The organism is Pseudomonas sp. PNPG3 (genome assembly GCF_023093815.1).
Classification (GTDB): Bacteria; Pseudomonadota; Gammaproteobacteria; order Pseudomonadales; family Pseudomonadaceae; genus Aquipseudomonas; species Aquipseudomonas asiatica.
This window is the reverse complement of sequence record NZ_JALLKV010000049.1, coordinates 5,525-23,940: the sequence shown is the minus strand read 5'-3', so window position 1 is coordinate 23,940 and position 18,416 is coordinate 5,525. Positions and strand designations below refer to the sequence as shown.

16 protein-coding genes are annotated in these 18,416 nt (G+C 62.3%); 1 reads left to right on the top strand and 15 read right to left on the bottom strand.

Annotated elements, in window-relative coordinates; genetic code table 11:
- Positions 1-18 precede the first annotated feature (18 nt).
- The 9 genes from MJ643_RS23900 to MJ643_RS23860 all read right to left on the bottom strand — a co-directional run bounded on the left by MJ643_RS23900 (position 19) and on the right by MJ643_RS23860 (position 9,129).
- On the bottom strand, positions 19-1,962 hold the full coding sequence (locus MJ643_RS23900; RefSeq protein WP_169775081.1) for an FTR1 family protein: 1,944 nt from the start codon (positions 1,960-1,962) through the stop codon (positions 19-21).
- Between the two features lie 147 nt (positions 1,963-2,109).
- The gene (locus tag MJ643_RS23895; protein ID WP_024087969.1) at positions 2,110-2,361 is read right to left on the bottom strand and encodes a DUF3077 domain-containing protein; all 252 of its coding nucleotides are present in this window, start codon (positions 2,359-2,361) and stop codon (positions 2,110-2,112) included.
- Positions 2,358-2,633, bottom strand: a complete 276-nt coding sequence (locus MJ643_RS23890) for a hypothetical protein (RefSeq protein ID WP_013970375.1) — start codon at positions 2,631-2,633, stop codon at positions 2,358-2,360. Before MJ643_RS23890 ends, MJ643_RS23895 begins: the two co-directional genes overlap by 4 nt.
- A 423-nt stretch (positions 2,634-3,056) precedes the next feature.
- Positions 3,057-4,475: an efflux transporter outer membrane subunit gene (locus MJ643_RS23885; protein WP_013970374.1), complete on the bottom strand. Its 1,419-nt coding sequence runs from the start codon at positions 4,473-4,475 to the stop codon at positions 3,057-3,059.
- Positions 4,472-5,347, bottom strand: coding sequence for an HlyD family secretion protein (locus MJ643_RS23880; RefSeq protein WP_013970373.1), 876 nt, complete (start codon positions 5,345-5,347; stop codon positions 4,472-4,474). The genes MJ643_RS23885 and MJ643_RS23880 overlap by 4 nt, the downstream gene beginning before the upstream one ends.
- A complete protein-coding gene (locus MJ643_RS23875; RefSeq protein ID WP_003255905.1) occupies positions 5,344-5,556 on the bottom strand; it encodes a DUF1656 domain-containing protein in 213 nt (70 codons plus the stop codon). Before MJ643_RS23875 ends, MJ643_RS23880 begins: the two co-directional genes overlap by 4 nt.
- On the bottom strand, positions 5,553-7,640 hold the full coding sequence (locus MJ643_RS23870; protein WP_013970372.1) for an FUSC family protein: 2,088 nt from the start codon (positions 7,638-7,640) through the stop codon (positions 5,553-5,555). Before MJ643_RS23870 ends, MJ643_RS23875 begins: the two co-directional genes overlap by 4 nt.
- Positions 7,637-8,089 (bottom strand): MarR family transcriptional regulator, encoded by a 453-nt coding sequence (locus MJ643_RS23865; RefSeq protein ID WP_013970371.1) that lies wholly within the window; start codon positions 8,087-8,089, stop codon positions 7,637-7,639. The genes MJ643_RS23870 and MJ643_RS23865 overlap by 4 nt, the downstream gene beginning before the upstream one ends.
- A 245-nt stretch (positions 8,090-8,334) precedes the next feature.
- Positions 8,335-9,129, bottom strand: coding sequence for a tetratricopeptide repeat protein (locus MJ643_RS23860; RefSeq protein ID WP_024087968.1), 795 nt, complete (start codon positions 9,127-9,129; stop codon positions 8,335-8,337).
- Positions 9,130-9,336: 207 nt separating this feature from the next.
- On the opposite strand from MJ643_RS23860, the gene MJ643_RS23855 reads away from it, so the two are divergent.
- Positions 9,337-9,897 (top strand): WYL domain-containing protein, encoded by a 561-nt coding sequence (locus MJ643_RS23855; RefSeq protein WP_013970369.1) that lies wholly within the window; start codon positions 9,337-9,339, stop codon positions 9,895-9,897.
- Positions 9,898-10,006: 109 nt separating this feature from the next.
- Here the strand turns inward: MJ643_RS23855 and MJ643_RS23850 are convergent, their stop codons facing one another.
- The 6 genes from MJ643_RS23850 to MJ643_RS23825 form a co-directional block, all read right to left on the bottom strand.
- Entirely contained in the window at positions 10,007-10,870 is an 864-nt protein-coding gene (locus MJ643_RS23850) for an ABC transporter permease (RefSeq protein ID WP_013970368.1), read from the bottom strand.
- Between the two features lie 14 nt (positions 10,871-10,884).
- On the bottom strand, positions 10,885-11,748 hold the full coding sequence (locus MJ643_RS23845) for an ABC transporter ATP-binding protein (protein WP_013970367.1): 864 nt from the start codon (positions 11,746-11,748) through the stop codon (positions 10,885-10,887).
- 6 nt (positions 11,749-11,754) lie between these two features.
- A complete protein-coding gene (locus MJ643_RS23840; RefSeq protein ID WP_013970366.1) occupies positions 11,755-12,774 on the bottom strand; it encodes an ABC transporter substrate-binding protein in 1,020 nt (339 codons plus the stop codon).
- Positions 12,775-12,792: 18 nt separating this feature from the next.
- The gene (locus tag MJ643_RS23835) at positions 12,793-13,692 is read right to left on the bottom strand and encodes a TauD/TfdA family dioxygenase (protein ID WP_013970365.1); all 900 of its coding nucleotides are present in this window, start codon (positions 13,690-13,692) and stop codon (positions 12,793-12,795) included.
- Between the two features lie 198 nt (positions 13,693-13,890).
- Positions 13,891-14,232 carry a hypothetical protein gene (locus MJ643_RS23830; protein WP_013970364.1) on the bottom strand — a complete coding sequence of 114 codons (342 nt, stop codon included), beginning with the start codon at positions 14,230-14,232 and terminating at the stop codon, positions 13,891-13,893.
- Between the two features lie 183 nt (positions 14,233-14,415).
- Positions 14,416-18,416 (bottom strand): immunoglobulin-like domain-containing protein (locus MJ643_RS23825; RefSeq protein ID WP_348773346.1); only part of this gene is annotated, 4,001 nt, incomplete at its 5' end.

The following is an 18,416-nucleotide window of genomic DNA, read 5'->3' as shown; positions in this document are numbered from 1 at the left end:
GCTGCCATGCAGCCCCTTTCAGTTGGCGGTTGCCCTGCGCTTTTCTGCCAGGCGCGAGCGCCCATACAGGAACACGATGGCCGCCAAGGCCACCGCCTGCGCCGACAGCGAGTAGCCGTCGGCATGAATCCCCAGCCAGTCGAACTCGAAGAACGCCACCGGCCGCGTGCCAAGCACCCCGGCTTCTTGCAGCGCCTTCACGCCATGCCCGGCGAATACCACCGACAGTGCGCAAAGCAGCGCGGCGTTGATGCTGAAGAACAGCGACAGCGGTAGCTTGGCCGAACCACGCAGGATCACCCAGGCCAACCCCACCAACAACACCAGCGCCGTGGCGCCACCAGCCAACACCGCCTGGTGCCCGGCAGGGCCTGCCTGCAGCCACAGGGTTTCGTAGAACAGAATCACTTCGAACAGTTCGCGGTACACCGAGAAGAACGCCAGCATGGCAAAGCCGAAGCGCCCGCCGCCGCTGACCAGGCTGCTCTTGATGTAGTCCTGCCAAGCAGCAGCTTGGCGGCGGTCGTGCATCCATACACCGAGCCACAGCACCATCACCGCAGCGAACAGCGCCGTGCAGCCTTCGAGCAATTCACGCTGAGCGCCACCCACGTCGATCACGTACGCCGCCAGGGCCCAGGTGGCGAAACCTGCGACTAGCGCCAGCGCCCAGCCGATATTGACGCTGCGCACCGCCGATTGCTGGCCAGTGTTACGCAGGAACGCCAGGATCGCGGCCAGTACCAGAATCGCTTCGAGGCCTTCGCGCAGCAGGATCAACAAACCGGAGATATAGCTCAGCGACCAGCTCAGACCATCGCTGCCCAGCAGCTTGGCGGCCTGCTCGAGCTTGGCCTTGGCTTCGGCCAGGCGTTGCTCGGCCTGGGCTACCGGCAGGCCGTCCTGCAGTGACTGGCGGTAGGCCATAAGGGATTTTTCGGTGTCCTTGCGCGCCTGGGTATCGATGTTGTCCAGCGAGCTTTCCACCAGTTCGAAGCCTTCCAGGTAGGCCGCCACCGACAGGTCATAGGCTTGGTCGTGGTAACCTGCGCGGTAGGCCGCCAGGCTCTTGTCCAAAGTGCTGGCGGTGTATTCGAGCAATTGCGCCGGGCCACGCTTGACCTGCGGCGGCTGGGCACGCTGGGCGCGGAATGCTTCCACGGCCGCGGTGCCTTCATTGGCGGCGACTTCGGCCGGGGTCTGGCGGGCCAGGTCGGCGATGCTCCAGGTCTTGTCGCTTTTGGCGGCCTGCGGATTGGCGGTGAAACTGGCGATGTACGCAGCCACATCCCAACGCTGGCGGTCGTCCAGCTGGTCGGCAAAGGACGGCATCTCGGTGCCGTCGATGCCCAGGGCCAAGGTGTTGTAGAGGTCGAACAGGCTCAACTGGTCAAGGCGCGAGACATCGCGCAGGTTGGCGGGTGCAGGCTCCAGACCGATGCCCGCCGGGCCATCGCCGGCGCCGGTATCACCATGGCAGATCGAGCAGTTTTGCGCGTACAGCGAAGCGCCACGGGCCGGGTCCGGGGTGATCACCGGGGCCTGGCTGACCTCGTAGGCCACTGCTAGGCGTGCGCCCAGCTGGCGTGCCTGCCTGGCGACTGCCGCGCCTTCCTGACGCTGGTCGATGGCCTGGCGCAGCGCCTGCACGCCCTGTTGCAAAGCCGCTTGTTCGGCATGCGCAGGCAGGCCTTTGACCAGATCGGCCAACACCGCACTGAACTCCTGCTGCTCGCGGTATTCGCCAGCGTCGATCACCTTGCCGTCCTGCACGGTCGGCGGGTAGTCAGCGCCAATGTAGTCCAGCAGGTGCAGGGCCTTGCTGGCCTCGGCGGGGGCTTCAGCCAGCGCCAGGGTGCTGCACAGCGCAAGCACCGGGCCGAGCAAGAACGCCGGTAACCAGGCAAGCAAACGGGAACGGGTATTCATGGCCAATCTCGAAGGGAATGCGAAAGAGAACATTGTTCACTCCCACTTTGCTTCTCTCAAGGGTGCCGGGCAGATTTCATGAAAAATCTTGCTACAAATTAGATGAAGCGGGACAGCCCGGAACCTGTGGGAGCTGGCTTGCCGGCGATGGGCCGCACAGCGGCCCCAGGTTCTTGAAGGCTATTGAAGAACCTTGCTCATTCCTCGCTCCATATCATCGATCAGCGCCTTGGCCATCTCGCTGAGTATCCGCGCTGCACTGCCGGCAACACGGTCATTTTCCATTTCCGCTTCGGTGGTCAGGTGGCGGATACAGCCGAGCAAAACCGATAGCTGCGAAAAGGCATGGCTGAACGGCACATTGGGCTGCAGGCGGAACAGGTCGAAAGTTTCCACCCCTGCGGTTGCAGAGTCTCTCGGATCATCGCTCATCGGGTTGCTCCTTGATCGTGGCAGGTTGCATGAGTGTGGTCGCACACGGCGTTGATCAGGCGACAGAGCAAGCGAATGTTCATTCCCATGGCATCGCGCATGTCGCCAGGAGGGTTGTCGAGCAGGGCTGTGGTGGTGTGGTCGATGGTCAGGGTGAGGGCGCTGATCAGCTCTTCGCAGTCTTTGGGGGTGAGTGGGTCGATTAGCGAAAGGGCGGGAGGGTCGAGCAGAAGCAGATCGGTAACAGGTGGATCGGGGACAAGCTTATTCATGGCAGAACTCCGTATGGTGGATTGAACTGCTCTCCTCCTTGTCTCACGAAGTTGGGTGGCAGTCGTGCACGGTGTGAGACACGGGACATACGGTAACCCCGGCCAGGCCGAAGCCTGTCCGCACACGACCGCCATAAAGCGGTGCTACCGAATGAAATCCGGGTGTCTCACGCCCGATCGCCTTGCGAGGCGACCCATGGACCTTATTCCCAGAGCATATTCCAGCCAAGTCAGCACCTTTCGACAGCGGCTGTAGGATAATTCGACATGGATTCAGAACTGAAGCAATTGGCAGCAGGTTCAGAAATGTCTTACAGCTCTAGAACCTAGGCGAGGGCTTTGCCCTCGATCGCCGGCAAGCCAGCTCCCACAGGTACTCCACTGCTATCGAGACCTGTGATTCACCTGTGGGAACTGGCGGCCTCAAGGCTTGGCGGTGCCCTTCCAGCCTCCGCCGAGCGCCAGGAACACGCCAATCTGCCCTAACGCCACCTGGCTGTTAGCCGCTGCCAGTTGCGCACGCATATCGGTATAGGTCCGCGTCGCCTGCAAATCCGCCAGGAACGACTCGCGCCCCGCCTGGTAGTAGCGATGCGTCTGGTCTGCCGCTTCCTTGGCCGACTTCTCCGCCTCGGCCAGCGCATCGCGCCGGTCCAGCAGGGCGCTGTATTGCGCCAGGCGGGTCTGGGTCTCGCGGATGGCGTTCAGCACCACGCCGTCGAAATTCGCCAAGGCTGCTTGCGTAGAGGCTTCGGCCATGCGAATGCGGGCACGGGTGCCGTTGGTGGGGATGGTCCAGCTGATTTGCGGGCCGAAGCCCCAGCGGTTGGTCGCAGGCTCGCCAAGATTCTCCAGGATACCGATGGTGCCAACCTGGGCACCGATGCTGATGTCCGGGTACAGCGCACCTGTGGCAACGCCGATGTACGCGGTGGCGGCAGCCAGCTGGCGTTCGGCCTGGCGTACGTCGGGGCGGCGTTTGAGCAGGGCCGCGCCATCGCCAACCGGCACCAGCTGGTTCAGGTGCGGCAGCTCGGCGCAATCGGCGGTGCCGGCGGGCAGTTGATCCACCGGCTTGGCCAGCAAAGCAGCCAAGGTGTACATGCCAGTCTCGCGCTCAGCCTTGAAGCGCGGCAGTTCGGCCCGCAAGGACTTGAACTGGGTCTGCGAGCGGGTGACCTGGGTTTCGTCGCCACGACCGGCATCACGCAGGCGCTGGTTGAGCTTCACGCTCTGCTCCTGCAAATCCAGCGACTCGCGGGCGATGTGGTATTCCTCGTTGGCCGAGCACACCTGGGTGTAGGCCTTGACCACATCCGCCACCAGGGTAATGCGCGCGGTATCGGAAGCGGCCTGCACCGCGTCGGCATTGGCCTTGGCGGCCTCGGTGCCGCGCTTGAAGGTGCCCCACAGGTCGAACTGGTACGAGGCGCTGATGATGGCCTCGCCAATGTTGGCCACCGGCACCTTCTCGGGCAGCAGGAAGGCTTCGCCAGACTCCTGCAAGCGCTGGGCGCCGAATTTGACGCCACCGTTGAAGCCACCTTGCGACTCGGCCACCTCGACCTGGGCGCGGGCCTTGGCGATGTTGGCCGCGGCTACGCGCAGCTCGGTATTGGCACTCAGGGCCTGGCGCACCAGCTCGTTCAGCCGTTGATCCTGATACAGCTGCCACCAGTCCTCGGGCACCGGCGCCGAGACCACGCTGTCGGCATCCTGGCGCAGCGGGCCATTGAGGTCGCTGCGTTGCACCGCCGCGTCCTTCGGCACCTCATAGTCGGGGCCGACCATCATGCAAGCCCCCAGCGACAGGCACAGGCCAGCCAGGATCAGCTGTTTCATGGGTGCTGGCCCTCGATGATCGACACCGTGGCGGTACGCCCGGCGATCATGCGGAAGTCCTCAGGCACTTCGTCAAAGGCGATGCGCACCGGAATACGCTGGGCCAGGCGTACCCAGCTGAACGCCGGGTTGACGTTGGGCAGCAGGTTGGCACCACTGCTGCGGTCGCGGTCTTCGATGCCGGCGGCAAAGCTCTGCACATGGCCGCGCAGGCGGGTGTTGTCGCCCATCACGCGGATATCCACGGCATCGCCGATGTGGATGCCGCCAAGCTTGGTTTCTTCGAAGTAGCCATCGACGTGGTACGAGGCACTGTCGACCACCGACAGCACCGGGCGGCCGGCGGTGACGAATTCGTGGTTACGCGGCGCACGGTCGTTCAGGTAGCCATCTACCGGGCTGCGTACCACCGAGCGGTCAAGGTTGAGCTGGGCGGTATCGACTGCCACCTGCGCCTCGCTGACGGCCGAGCGGGCGCGGGCCTCGCGGGACTGGCTTTCCTCCAACTGCTCGGCAGCCACCAGGTTGCCCAGCTTGCGGTTGCGCTGTGCTTCGCGGGAGGCCTGGGCCAGGGTTTCCTGGCGCTCGCCGAGGGTGGCCTTGGCTTGGCGCAGGGCCAGGGTGAAACGGTCCTGGTCGATGGTGAACAGCACGTCGCCGCGCTTGACGGTCTGGTTGTCGCGTACCTCGACCTTCTGGATCAGCCCGGACACGTCCGGGGCGATCTGGATCACGTCGGCGCGAATGTGACCGTCGCGGGTCCAGGGGGCAAACATGTAGTACACCACCATCTGCCACACGAGCACGGCGGCGAAGGTCACTACCAGCAAGGTCAGGACCACACGGCCCAAGGTCAGCAAAGGTTTTTTCATGGCAGCATCAGGTTTCGGCAAAAATGATCCACCGCGCCAAGCAGCACGGCATACAGGGCAACGTTGAACAACGCCCGGTGCCAGACCAGGCGGTAGAAATGCAGGCGCACCAGCACCGCGTGCACCCCCAGGAACAGCAGGTAGGTGCCAAACATCATCACCAGCAGCGTGGGCAGGAACACCCCGCTGATATCCAGTTCACCAATCACAGGGGCGCTCCGTCGAGGCCGGGGGGCAGTTGCGGTTGTTCCGCTGGCTCGAGCATCACCTCGACACCCGGCAGCAGGGCCAGGCGCAGGCCGCTCAGGGCATGCAGCAGGTGGGTGCGGGCATCGCCGCGCTCGTACAGCTCATCCAGGTTCAGCGCCAGGCGCGCACGCTCCATGTTGCGCAGCAACGCGGCCGGGGCATGCAGGCGTTCGCCGGCACGCAAGCAGGCGGCGTAGTGCGCGCCGACTTCCTCGATCACCGTGTGCAGCCGCTCGCGGGCCTGCTGGCCGGCGCGGGGCATGTAGGCCAGCAGGTCGAGCAGGTTCAGCCCCACACGCAGGTCGCGTAGCGCCACGCCGCTGTCCTGGCCGGTTTGCGACAGGCGCGGCAAGTGCTGCATCAGGCGGTCGAGCATCTGCACGCCCACCTGGCGGTGCTCGGCCAAGGTGGCGGGTTCGGTCATTTCGACGATGTCGCGCCAGGCGAAGCGGGTCATGCGCTTGGCCGCCAGCTCCACGCCGAACGGGCGCATGACCAGGGTCCAGATGAAGGCGAACAGCAAGCCCACGGGGCCCGCCAGGTTGGAGTTGAGGAAGGTGAAGAAGTCGGCGTCGTAGGCGCCCTGGATACTGATGAAGGTCGAGGTGTTGACGATGGTCAGCAAGGTGCCCAGGTAGAAGCGCGGCTGCACGGTCAGGGTGCCGACGCAGATGAACGGCACGGCGAAGGCCAGCACCAGCATCGGGAAGTCGTGCAGGTTGGGCAGCACCAGGAACAGGTACAGGCTGGAGAAGATGACCGACAGCAGCGTCCAGAAGAAAAACTTGTAGATCTGCGGCGCCGGGTCGTCCATGGCGGCGAAGAAGCTGCACGCCACGGCGGCGAGAATCACCGCACTGGCGCCGTCGTTCCAGCCCAGGCCGATCCACAAGCCACAGGCGACGATGATCGCCAGTACGGTGGAGGCCACCGAGTACAGCATCAGGCCGCGGTCGAAGAACGCCGTCAGGCGGCCCAGGCGCCAGTGGCGGTACACCGCGCGCCAGGGCTTGGCGTCGTCGGTGCGCAGGGCGTGTTGCAGGGTGCAGCAGTCCTGCCACAGGTCGGCCCATTCGGTCAGGCGATAAAGGGCGTTGGACAACAGCAATTCGGCGCGTTGGTCGAGGGCGGCGGCGCCGGGCTGCAAGCGCTCGATATGCTCGTGCAGGGCCGCCCAGCGCGCTACCGAGGCGCTATCGGCAGTGCCCTTGAGCCATTCGCGGGCGGCCTCCAGCAGCGGCTGCAGCTGGGCGAACTGTGCCGGAGCGCGGCCTTCGAGGGCCACCAGGGCATCGTCGAGGGCGTCGATCACCGGCAGCAGGTGGATCATCCGCCCGCGCAACTCGCGGGCGTTCTTCAAGGTGTGCGGGCCGGCGCCTTCGTGGCCGAGTTGGCCAATCATCAGCTCCAGCGAGTTGAAGGTGGTAACCATCGCCCCACGCCTGCCACCGACCTGGTCCGCGCTGGCCTGGCGGGCCAGATAGGTGTCGCTGTAACGGATCGCCTCGGTGAACCAGTTGCTGGTGGCACCGACCACGACCGGGGACAGGCGGCGTGGCCAGAAGATGGCACCGACCACCGCCGCGCAGACGATCCCCAGGCAGATTTCCTGGGCCCGGGAAGAGGCCACGTCGAATACCGCCAGCGGGTTGTCGACCACCGCCAGGGCGATCATCGGCAGGGTGTAGCCAGCCAGCATCAACACGTAGTTGTTGGCCGTGCGCAGGTTCAACGAGAGGAACAGCAAGGTGCCGGTCCACAGGGCGATGGCGATGCTCAGCAGCAACGGCGACTGCACCAGCGGCGGTACCAGGAAAATCGCACCACCGGCACCGAGCAGCGTGCCCACGGCGCGGTACAGGGCCTTGGAGCTGGTCGGGCCGACGAACGGGCTGGAGACGATGTACACCGTGGCCATGGCCCAGTAGGGGCGCGGCAACTGCATGAGCAGGGCGATGTACAGGGCGATCATGGAGGCGGCGAAGGTACGCACGCCGTAGAACCAGTCGCGGGCCGGAGGGACGGAGCTGAAGAAACCGTTCATGCCAGGCCACCGGTGCTACCCAGGCCGGCAGCCTCGAAGGCGCGCAGCACGCGCAAGGCGGCTTCCAGGTCGGCCTTGTCGATGCCGTGCAGCACATCGCGGCGCAGACGCACCAGCTCGGCTTCGATGGCTTCGGCCAGGGTGCGGCCTTCGGCGGTCAGGCTCAGGGCCTTGGCGCGGCGGTCCAGCGGGTCCTCGCTGCGGCATACCAGGCCAGCCTTGCACAGTTGGTCGAGCAGGCGTACCAGCGACGGGCTTTCCAGGCCGGCAGCCTGGGCCACGGCCACCTGATGCACGCCATCGCCCAGGCGCACGATCATCAGCAGCGGCGCGGCGCAGGCCTCGGAGATGCCGTAACCAGTCAGGGCGGTGTGGCAGATGCGCCGCCAATGGCGAGCGGCAACCACCATGCCGCTGCTGACTTGCAGGCGCAGGAGATCAAGGGGCATGAAAGGAACCAAGGATATTCATAGTTTGCTAACTATCAATATACGCCTGGCCCTCCCCCTGTCGTCAACAGGGGGCGACGGCGGGTATGGATGAATTGTTGTTCATGCTGGGGGTTTTGCCTTGCCTGTGCCGGCCCTATCGCCGGCAAGCCAGCTCCCACCCCGACCGCATAGGCCTCAAGCCCTGTGCAGTACCTGTGGGAGCTGGCTTGCCGGCGATAGGGCCAGTACCAGCAACAGAAAGCTCAGGGCTGAATCTGGTCTTCCAGCTTCATGGTCAGTGCCAGTGTGCTGCCCATCTGCACCGCCCGGTCCCGCCACTCTTGGTAGCGCATCGGGTCACGGCTGCTGAAATGCACCGCCAGTTCTTCGGCTGCCTGCACCACCCCTGCCGCTGCGGCCAACTCCAGCCAGTACAGCGCGGCCTTGAGATCGGCCTCTACATACAACCCGTGCATCAACCGATAACCCACTTCAAAACGACAGCGCGCCTCGCCCCGCTCCGCCCCGCGCAGGAACCACTGGTAGGCCTGCACCAGGTCGACCCGCCATTGCAGGTTGCCATCGCACACCTCCTCCTCATACAGGTCACCCAGCGCGGCGGCGGCATGTAGCAGGCCCAGCTCGAAGGCCTGCCGGTAGCACTCTGCTGCCTGGACGTAGGAGATGTCGATGCCTTTGCCGAAGTAATGCTGCTGCCCGAGGTTGAACCAGGCCGCGGCATTGCCCTGCATGGCCGCCATGCGCAGCAGGTGGCCCGCCAGCACGGTGTCAGCACGCCAGTATTTGCCGTTGAGCCAGATCCAGCCGAGGTCATTCAGCGCCGCCACGTTGCCTTGCAAGGCTTGGCGGCGCAGATCGACATACACCGCCTGCACGTCGCTGGCTTCGTCCAGGCGGTTGACCAGCAACGAGCGCTGATTGGGCAGCCCTACCCCGACAAACAGCCGCTGTCGCCTCCCGACAGGGACCGGTGGGGCAATCACCCGCTCGGGTAGAAGACGGGCGAGCAGCGAATGGATATTGCTGGCAGCAGACATGTTCATCCTCATTGAACGACGCACAACCCCAACCTTCGGCTGTGATGAGGCGTGATTCTGCGTGATGTCACGTCAAAACCTGTCGCGAACGATTCGGCACCAGGCAACCAAATGCGACTTCCTTGATCTGAGCAGGCCGTGGCCAATTGCCATGACCCACGTGTGCCGCCATCCTATTGCGGCAAGCCTAGACAAGGACGTTATCTTTTGCCGTTCGCCACCACTCGCGCCACCCTCAGCCGTCAGTGGGCGCTGCTGCGCCAGCTGCCCAGCCGCTCCCCTGGCATCACCAGCGCCGAGCTGGTCTGGCGTCTACGTGACGTGGGCTTCACTGTCAGCAAACGCACCGTCGAGCGCGACCTCAATGAGCTTTCGCTGATTTTTCCGCTGGAGCGCAATGACAAGAGCATCCCGTTCGGCTGGCACTGGTCGGCCAGTGCCGTGGGTGAGTTGCGCGGCAATTTCGACTTGCTGACGCATCTACGGGGGGATGCGTTGCAATCGGCTCATGGTGAAGGGGTAGAGTTGGTGGCGTGGGTCAGCGATGCGCTCGCCCGGCAACTGCGGGATGCACCGTTGAGCAGCGACATGCAGCTGACGGCGTTGGAGCATGGGCACCGGGTGCGGGCTACGGTGAGCGATGGCTGGCCGTTGCGCTGGTGGCTGTTGAGCCATGGCGATGGGGTGGTGGTGGAGCAGCCAGCGGGGTTGCGCGAAGAGATTGGCAAGATCCTCAGCAATGCGGCTGCTCAGTACCAGAATTTGTAGCCTGTACTGGCCCTATCGCCGGCAAGCCAGCTCCCACCTCGACCGCATGAGGCTCAAGCCCTGTGAGTACCTGTGGGAGCTGGCTTGCCGGCGATAGGGCCGGTACAGGTCAGCGCTGCATTCCCCAGCGCCGCACGGTCAGCCGCTCCAGGGTATTGAACACCAGCCCTTCCACCAGCAAACCGATCAGGATCACCACCGCCAACCCGGCGAACACCTTGTCGGTATACAGCTCGTTGCGGTTCTGGAAGATGTACCAGCCCAGCCCGCCTTTGCCACTGCTGGCGCCGAACACCAGCTCGGCAGCGATCAGGGTGCGCCAGGCAAATGCCCAGCCGATCTTCAACCCCGACAAGATCGACGGCAAGGCTGCCGGCACCAGGATGTGCAGCACCAGCCGCAGCCCCTTCAGGCCATAATTGCGACCGGCCATGCGCAGCGTTTCCGACACGCCGAGGAAGCCGGCATAGGTATTCAGCGCCAAGGCCCATAGCACCGAGTGCACCAGCACGAAGATCAGGCTGTTGTCACCCAGCCCGAACCACAGCAGGGCCAACGGCAGCAGGGCAATGGCCGGCAACGGGTTGAACATCGAGGTCAGCGTACCCAGCAGGTCCCGGCCCAGTTGGGTCGATACCGCCAGGCTGGTCAGGCCGAAGGCCAGCACTATGCCGAGCACATAACCCTTAAGCAGAATCACCAGCGAGACGCCGACCTTGGCCGGCAGCTCTCCGCTGATCAGGCCGTCCCACAAGGCCGCGGCGGTTTGCACGAAGCCCGGCAACAGCAGGTCGTTACCCTGGTAGCGCGCGACGGCCTCCCACAGCACCGCGAGCACCAGCAAGATGACCGCTTTGCGCAGCCAGCCTTGCTGCCACAGGCGCTGCACCAGCGGTAGTTGTCGTTCCACAGGCACACTGAGCAGCGGCTCCAGCTGCACCTCGTATTCCTGGCGTACAGGTGTAGTGGTCATGGCTGAAGCTCCTGTCAGTAGGCGATGCGGATATCGTTGAAGCCAAGTTGATCCGGCTGCTCGGGGGTATCCGCTTCGTCGAACAGCAAACGATGGATACGTCGAGCACTGGCCTGGAAATCGCTGCCGCCAAGGCTGCCCAGGTCGTACTGGTGGCTATGCACTTCGGCACGCACCCGCCCTGGGTGTGGCGACAGCAGCAGGATGCGATTGCCGACCACCAATGCCTCTTCGATGGAGTGGGTAACGAACAGCAGGGTGAAACGCACCTCCTCCCACAGCAGCAACAGCTCTTCCTGCATCTTGCGCCGGGTCAGCGCATCGAGTGCGGCGAACGGCTCGTCCATCAGCAGGATCTTCGGCTGCGTGGCCAACGCCCGGGCAATCGCCACGCGTGCCTTCATGCCGCCCGACAAGGTATGCGGGTAGGCATCGGCGAAGGCTGCAAGGCCGACTTTTTCCAGGTAATGCAGCGCACGGTCCTCGGCCTCGGCGCGCTTGAGCTGGCCAGATACCAGCAGCGGGAACATGACGTTCTGCTTCACCGTCTTCCACGGTGGCAGCTGGTCGAACTCCTGGAACACCACGATGCGGTCAGGGCCTGGGCCGCGAACCGGCTGGCCCTGCAGCAGAATCTGCCCTTCCTGGGGCGGGATGAACCCGGCCACGGCCTTGAGCAAGGTGGACTTGCCGCAGCCGGAGGGCCCCAGCAGCACGAAGCGGTCGGCACGATCGACTTCGAAGCTGACCTGGTGGGTGGCACGCACCACGCGCTGCGCGGTGCGGTATTCGAGGCTGAGGTTATCCACCTTGAGCAAAGGCGGCGTTGCGACACGGCTCAGGTTGCTGGCCGTGTGGCCTGGCAATGGGGCGGTCATGATCGATCAGCTCCCCTGCAGCGGGCGTTCATCCTGGAAGAAATAGTCCTTCCACGATTCCGGCTTGTGCTTGATGGCGCCTACCCGGTAAAGGAACTCGGCCAGCTTGTATGTGTTCTTTGGCGTGACGGTGAATTCGTATTGCGGGTTGTCGATCAGCTTTATCAGCGCGTCGCGGTCGATCTTGGCCTTGGTCACACGGATGTAGGTGTCAGCGGCGGCGGCCTTGTCTTTCTGGGCAAAGTCCGCAGCCTCGGCCAGGGCATCGACGAAGGCCTTGTAGGTCTTGGGGTTGTCCTTGCGGAACTTCTCGGTGGCGAACAGCAAGGTCGGCGAGTTGGGGCCGAGCAGGTCATAGCTGTTGAGCACCACGTGCACATCCTTGTTGGCCAGCACCTGGTCCTGGAACGGCGGGTTGGAGAAGTGCCCGTTCAGCTCGGTACCGCCGGCCAGCAGCGCGGCGGTGGCATCCGGGTGCGGCACAGCCAGGGTGTATTTGTCGAGCCGGTTGTATTCCTTGTCGCCCCACTGCTGGGCGGAGGCGTACTGCAGGAAGCGCGACTGCACCGAAACCCCTACCGCGGGTACGGCGATGCGGTCCTTGTCGGAGATGTCGGCGATGGTCTTGACGTTGGGGTTGCTGCTGACCAGGTAGTACGGGAAGTTGCCCAGCGAGGCCACCGCCTTCACGTTCTGCCGGCCCTTGGTGCGATCCCACACGGTGAGCAGCGGGCCGACGCCAGCGCCGGCGATGTCTACCGAGCCAGACAGCAATGCGTCGTTGATGGCCGAACCACCCGACAACTGAGCCCAGTCAACTTCGATGTCGATGCCCTGCTCTTTGCCGTGTTTTTCGATCAGGTGCTGGTCACGCACCACGTTCAGCAACAAGTAGACGATGCCGAACTGCTCGGCGATGCGGATCTTGCCTTCGGCCTGGGCCACGGCGGGGGCAGCCAGGCTGCCTAGACCCAAGCTCGCGCCCAGGCCGATGCTTGCCGCCAGGCGGCTGATGGATTTGCGCATGATGGTTTTCCTCAGTCGTCAGAACGGGGCATCGCCCTGGATGGTGGTGCGGTACAGCTTGCGCCGCAGGTGTGCGGGGCAGCCGGTGGCCAAATGGATCAGCGAGCGGTTGTCCCAGAACACCAGGTCATGGGGCTGCCACTGGTGGCGGTAGATATTCTGTTCCAGCACGCTCAGGGCATACAGCTGTTGCAGCACATCGCGGCTTTCATCGTCTGGCAGGCCGACGATACGGGTGGTGAAGCCTTCGCTGACGAACAGTGCCTTGCGGCCGTTTTCCGGATGGGTGCGGACCACCGGGTGAATGACTTCCTGTACCTGCGCCAGCTGCTCGGTGGTCAGGGTCGGGCGCCAGTTGCCTTCGAACTTGGTCTCGGCATAACGCGCGGTGTAGGAGTGAGCGGCGCTGCGGCCCTCGACCACTTTACGCAGGGCTGCGGGTACGGCGTCCCAGGCCTTGTGCATGTCGGCGAACAGGGTGTCGCCGCCTTCGCTGGGCAGCTCCTGGGCATGCAGCATGGAGCCGAGGCTTGGCAGCTCTTTGTACGACAGGTCCGAGTGCCAGAACTTGCCGGCATCACCCAGGCCGATGTTGCGACCGTCTTCGATGATGTTGGAAACGATCAGGATCTCGGGGTGGCCTGCGAGCAGGAACTGCTTGAGCACATGGATCTGCAATTGGCCGAAACGGCGGCTGAAGGCAATTTGCTGTTCAGGGCTGATGCGCTGATCGCGGAACACCAGCACATGGTGGTCGAGGTGGGCACGATGGATACGCGTGAAATCCTCGGCGTTGACCGGCTTGGCCAGGTCCAGGCCTATTATCTCGGCGCCTACGGCGCCGGCGAACGGGCGGATTTCGAAGATTTGCGGCTGGGCGCTGTCGATGGTCGACAAGGCGTTCGAGGCGGCTGACATTTTTCACTCCCACGCAGTGCGCGACGTCGATGGCGCGCAACGATCAGAAACGCACGGGGTTTTCCCGTGTGGGTTCAAGTCGTGCGGCGCATCGATTGGTCGACGGGTACGCAGTGGAAATGACTATAAAGTCATAAGAGCAATAATTTAAATACCGTTAAAGAATAACCATATCACTGGTGCTGGGGCGCTGCGCGATCAGATCAGGCCGCCCTGCTCTTCTTCATCGATGAGGTTGTTCAGGCTGCTCAGCGCCTTGCGCGCCGTGGACCGGTTAAGCAGCTTGGCCTGCGCCCCGGCGGGCAGGTCGGTGATCTTGAACACACCCTTGGCAGTCAGCACGTCGATCAGGTCCTCGAGCACGCGGATCATGTCCAGGTCGCTTTGCTTGAGCTGGTTGAGGCTGTTTTCCACGAGGTCATCGGCAAACCATTCCTGGATATCGGCGTGGTCGGCAGGGAGTATTTCGGTGAATTCGTCAAAAGCGGCTGCTTCTACCCGCAGCAACTGGCCGGCGGCGTCGCGTTGCACGTAGAACATGGCGGTGTCCCTCGTCACGTTGGTTCTTTGCTGGTAGACAGCAGCATAGGTAAAGATCGCCAGGCATACAGGCCCGGCGCCTGAGTATGCGCTGTCGCAGAGTTGCGGGAAAGGCCAGCGCTGCCCATATCCGGTTAACGCGGCCCCTCCTACAGAGACCGCGCCCGGCAGGCATGGGCCTTGTCAGCTGTCCTTATTGTCGATGCGGATCAGCGGGTCGCTACCAGTGATCAAGGACTTGATCGTGTCGTTCGACCAGTTGACTCCCTCCAGTTTGATCGTGACATCGGCGTTGGCGAGGCCGCCCGTAGTGTTGAGCTTGCCCTCACTGCTGATCTGCAGCGTGGTCGAGCCGTCTGCGAAGCTCATCTTCAGGAAGTTATCGATGGTTTTACCGCTCTCGTGGCCAAGCAGGTCCTTAAGGTCGATTCGGTCACCCTCTGCAGACTTGAAGTCCTTGATTACATCATTACCATAATCACCGGCCTTCCATACGAAGGTGTCCTTACCGCTCCCGCCGATCAGAATATCGTCGCCCTGACCACCGATGAGGACGTCGTCACCACTGCCGCCCAACAGGATGTCGTTACCTTTTCCACCGTCCAGCTGGTCGATACCACCTTGGCCGAAGAGGATATCGTTGCCATTGCCGCCATTCAGGAAGTCCTTGCCATCGTTGGCACCGGAGATATCGAACTCGGTGTAGTGCTCGGTGATGTATTGGTGAACATTTCGCGTCTCGAGCGCACTTGCATCAACACCACTCTTCTGAGCGACGTAGTCCTTGAGTGCTTGATAGCCCTCGGTAACGACACCGTTGAGGGTGATCAGGTCACCGAAGATAATGTCGTTACCATTACCTCCGTTGACAGTGTCGCCACCTGGTAACGTAGCCTCGGTATGACCGAGAATCGCCTTGGCCAGCTCCTCTGGTTTGATGCCCGATTGCGGCGAGCCTTCACTGTCGTACGCTTTCAAGTCGTTCAGGCTAACACCACTGTTGATACCGATGGCTTTGACTTTTGACAGTTCAGCCAAGTAGTCGAAACTTGTGGTGGAGCCTGCATCCGCGGCCTTCATGTTCTGTTTGTCATCGGTACCGTTCCCTGAAAGGGAAGACGTTTCATAAGTCCCGTCGCCCTGCGCATGGAGGGTGCCAAGGTTCCGCCAGTCCACGACTTTGTCGCCTGACCACGTATATACGTACGCCTGCCCGGTCGCGCCGTCGATATAAAGGCTATGCGTGCGGTCTATCATCTCGTGATAGGTATCACCCAATTTATAGCTATTGACGTTAATCTGGTCATCCAGATTCTTGTCGCCGGTCAGCCATGGGTTGATTCTTTCTCCCGACTGATAATAGGTAGGTTTGCCGTCGGTGATGAAGTACGTCAGGTTTTCGGCCTTGGTATTGCTGGTTGCAATGGTGCTATTGAAGAAGTTGGCAGTTGCCTTGAACACATCTTCATAGTTGGTGCCGCCACCGTTGAGCTCACCGCCCACCATCGAGTCAAGCACCTTCTGAAGTTTGCTCAACGCGTCCGGATCAGCAAGATTGACCGCCACGTTCATGTTGACCTTGGTATCGAAGTCGGCAAGGAAAATGGTCACCTTTCCAGACGATTCGGCACCCAGGCTATTCTTGAGCGACTGGAATACAGACGCCAACTGATTTTTCGCAGCGGCGACCGATTGGGTAGTCATACTCCCGGAACTGTCGACCATGAAAGCAATGTTGTAGTTTTTACCCGGAACGACGTTCAGCCCTGAAATGTCGGCGACGATAATGTCATTGCCTTCGCTGCCATTGATTGTATCGCTACCTTTAGTACCTACATCAGGGCGGTAATTCGCTTCGTAGACCTGCACCGTAATCTTGTCGATGGCACTGTCGGAGCCACCGAGGCGTTCGGTGGCCGTCGAGGTTACAGTGATGTCGAACGAACCCTTGAAGTAGGTTGGCGGCTTCAGCGTCAGACCACTAAGCGTCCAGCCCGTCACATTCACAGGCGCTGTGCCTACCGTGACCGTATGACCAGCACCATCACTCAACACGGTGCCTTTCGGAATACCGCTGAGCGTTACGTTCAGGCTTTCGGAACCGTCAGTGTCGGTCAGGGCAGTGGAAATACTGACCAGTTTGACCGAGCCACCTTCTGGCCCTTCGTTAAGCTTGTAGCCGTCGTAGTAGCTCTGACCATCCACGGTGTGCAGGTCGGACACGCCCAAGCCAGCTTTGGCCATCTCGGTCACGTTCTGGTACATCTTGATGTTCGAACTGCTGAGGTCAGTGACAGGCCCCGAACCTGCCTGGATGTTCAGGTCATAGCTGCCAGGGCCGGCCTGGTTGGCGTGGTAGACCTCGATTGGGTAGTAGCCGCTGGTTTTCGGCACGAAGGTTCCGCTGAACTGGGCGTTAGCACCCCAGGTTGCGGTAACCACGGTCTTGCCACCAATGGTGACCACGAAGCTGTCGTCGGCCGTGCCGCTGAAGGTGTAGGTCTTGCCGGCTTCCAGGTAGATCAGGCCCGAGGTTTTCGAGCCTGTGCCCTCGGTGACACTGCCATCGGACTGCACATTGGTGGTGGTTCCACTGGAGCTGGCGTCGCCGGAATTGGCAAAGACCGTTTTCAGATCCTCGCCGGTGATGCCATAGCCGTTAGTACCCAGCCCTTTGAGTTTGCTCCAGACTTCTTTGGTCAGGCCTTTGGACTCGATATCGGTGCTGCCGAAGCTCAAGGTCGGCTTGTCGGCAACCGGGCTGATGTCGACCTTTAGGGTCGCCTCGTTACCTGCTGCGATACCGTCGGTAGGCTTGAACTTGATCTGGGCGTAATCGGCCTGTTTGTTGCCAACTCCCGTTCCGCCGTAGCCGTCGATCCCCGACTCGTTGAGTTTCGGTACGAAGCGCAGGTTACCGGCTGCGATATCTGCCTGGCTGACGGTCTGGTTCTGGGCAACGCTGACCCAGGCGGTGCCGTTGAACAATTGCAGGGAGCCCGCTGTGGGCAGTTGCGTGAAAGTCACGCCCAGGCTCGACAAGGCGCTGTCGACGTCGGAAACGTGGAAATCGCTCCAAGTCAGCACCAACGGCGTATCTTCGACGCCGCTGACGGCACCGCCGGTGGTAACCGGAGCATCGTTGACGGCAATGACATTCACCGTAGTCGTGGCTGTGTTCGAGGTGTTCACACCGTCGGTTACCGTCACGGTGATGATGCGCGGCGTGGTGCTCGGGTTCTCGCTACTGTTGATGAAGGTGATGTTCTTGATCGCCTGGATATAGTCGGCCAGCGATGCACTGCCGCTCAGAATCAGGACGACCTTGCCTTCAGTGCTGTTGGTGTTGATTGAGATGCCGTTGACACTATTGTCCAGGTTCAGCGCGTCGCCTGGCTGGCGGTTGGTCAGAATGACCGTTGCCCCAGTGAGCTGCGAGCTGTCGAAGTCGGTAATGGTGACGTCCACATCGCCGATCGACACACCGCTGCCCGGCTGGTTCTCGGTGAAGGTGGTCTGGTAATCGGCACCGGTCTTGCCGCTGGAGTCGTTGCCATCCAGGTCCAGAACCGGAGCCGGCTCGAAGATCTGGGTAGTCACGCTACCGGCAGTGGTGCTGATATCGAGCTTCTCGAAGTTGCCGCCAGTGGCCGAATCAATCTTGACAGTGAAGTGCTCAGTACCTTCAGTGTTGGTGTCCTTGATGGTCGGGATGGTGAAGACAGCGGTCGAGCTATTGGCCTTGATCACCACAGTGGCCACACCGGTATAGTCCGAGCCGTCGGCGGCATTGCCCGAGTAGACCAGCTTGACCGTGACATCGGTCTTCGCTGGATTGGTCAGGCTCAGCGTGTAGGTCGCATTGTTACCCTCGGCTACCGCCGTGGTGCCGCTGATCGACAGAGTGGTGGTGTCGACGGTGTCCTTGATTTCAGCCGTAACGCTGGCGTTGCTCAGGTCTACCGCTTCGAAGTTGCCACCGTTAACAGCGGTCACTTCGACAGTCACGGTGCTGCCGTCGGTGTAGACATCTTCACCGTTGGTATTCGCGACGTTGAGGGTGCCTTTGCCGGTAGCATCGATAGCGACAGTACGCGTCACGCCATCCACATCGACGGTCAGCGTCGTAGTGCTGCCAGCCTGCGGCGGGTTGCTCAGCTGGAAGTGGAAGGTGATGTTGGCAT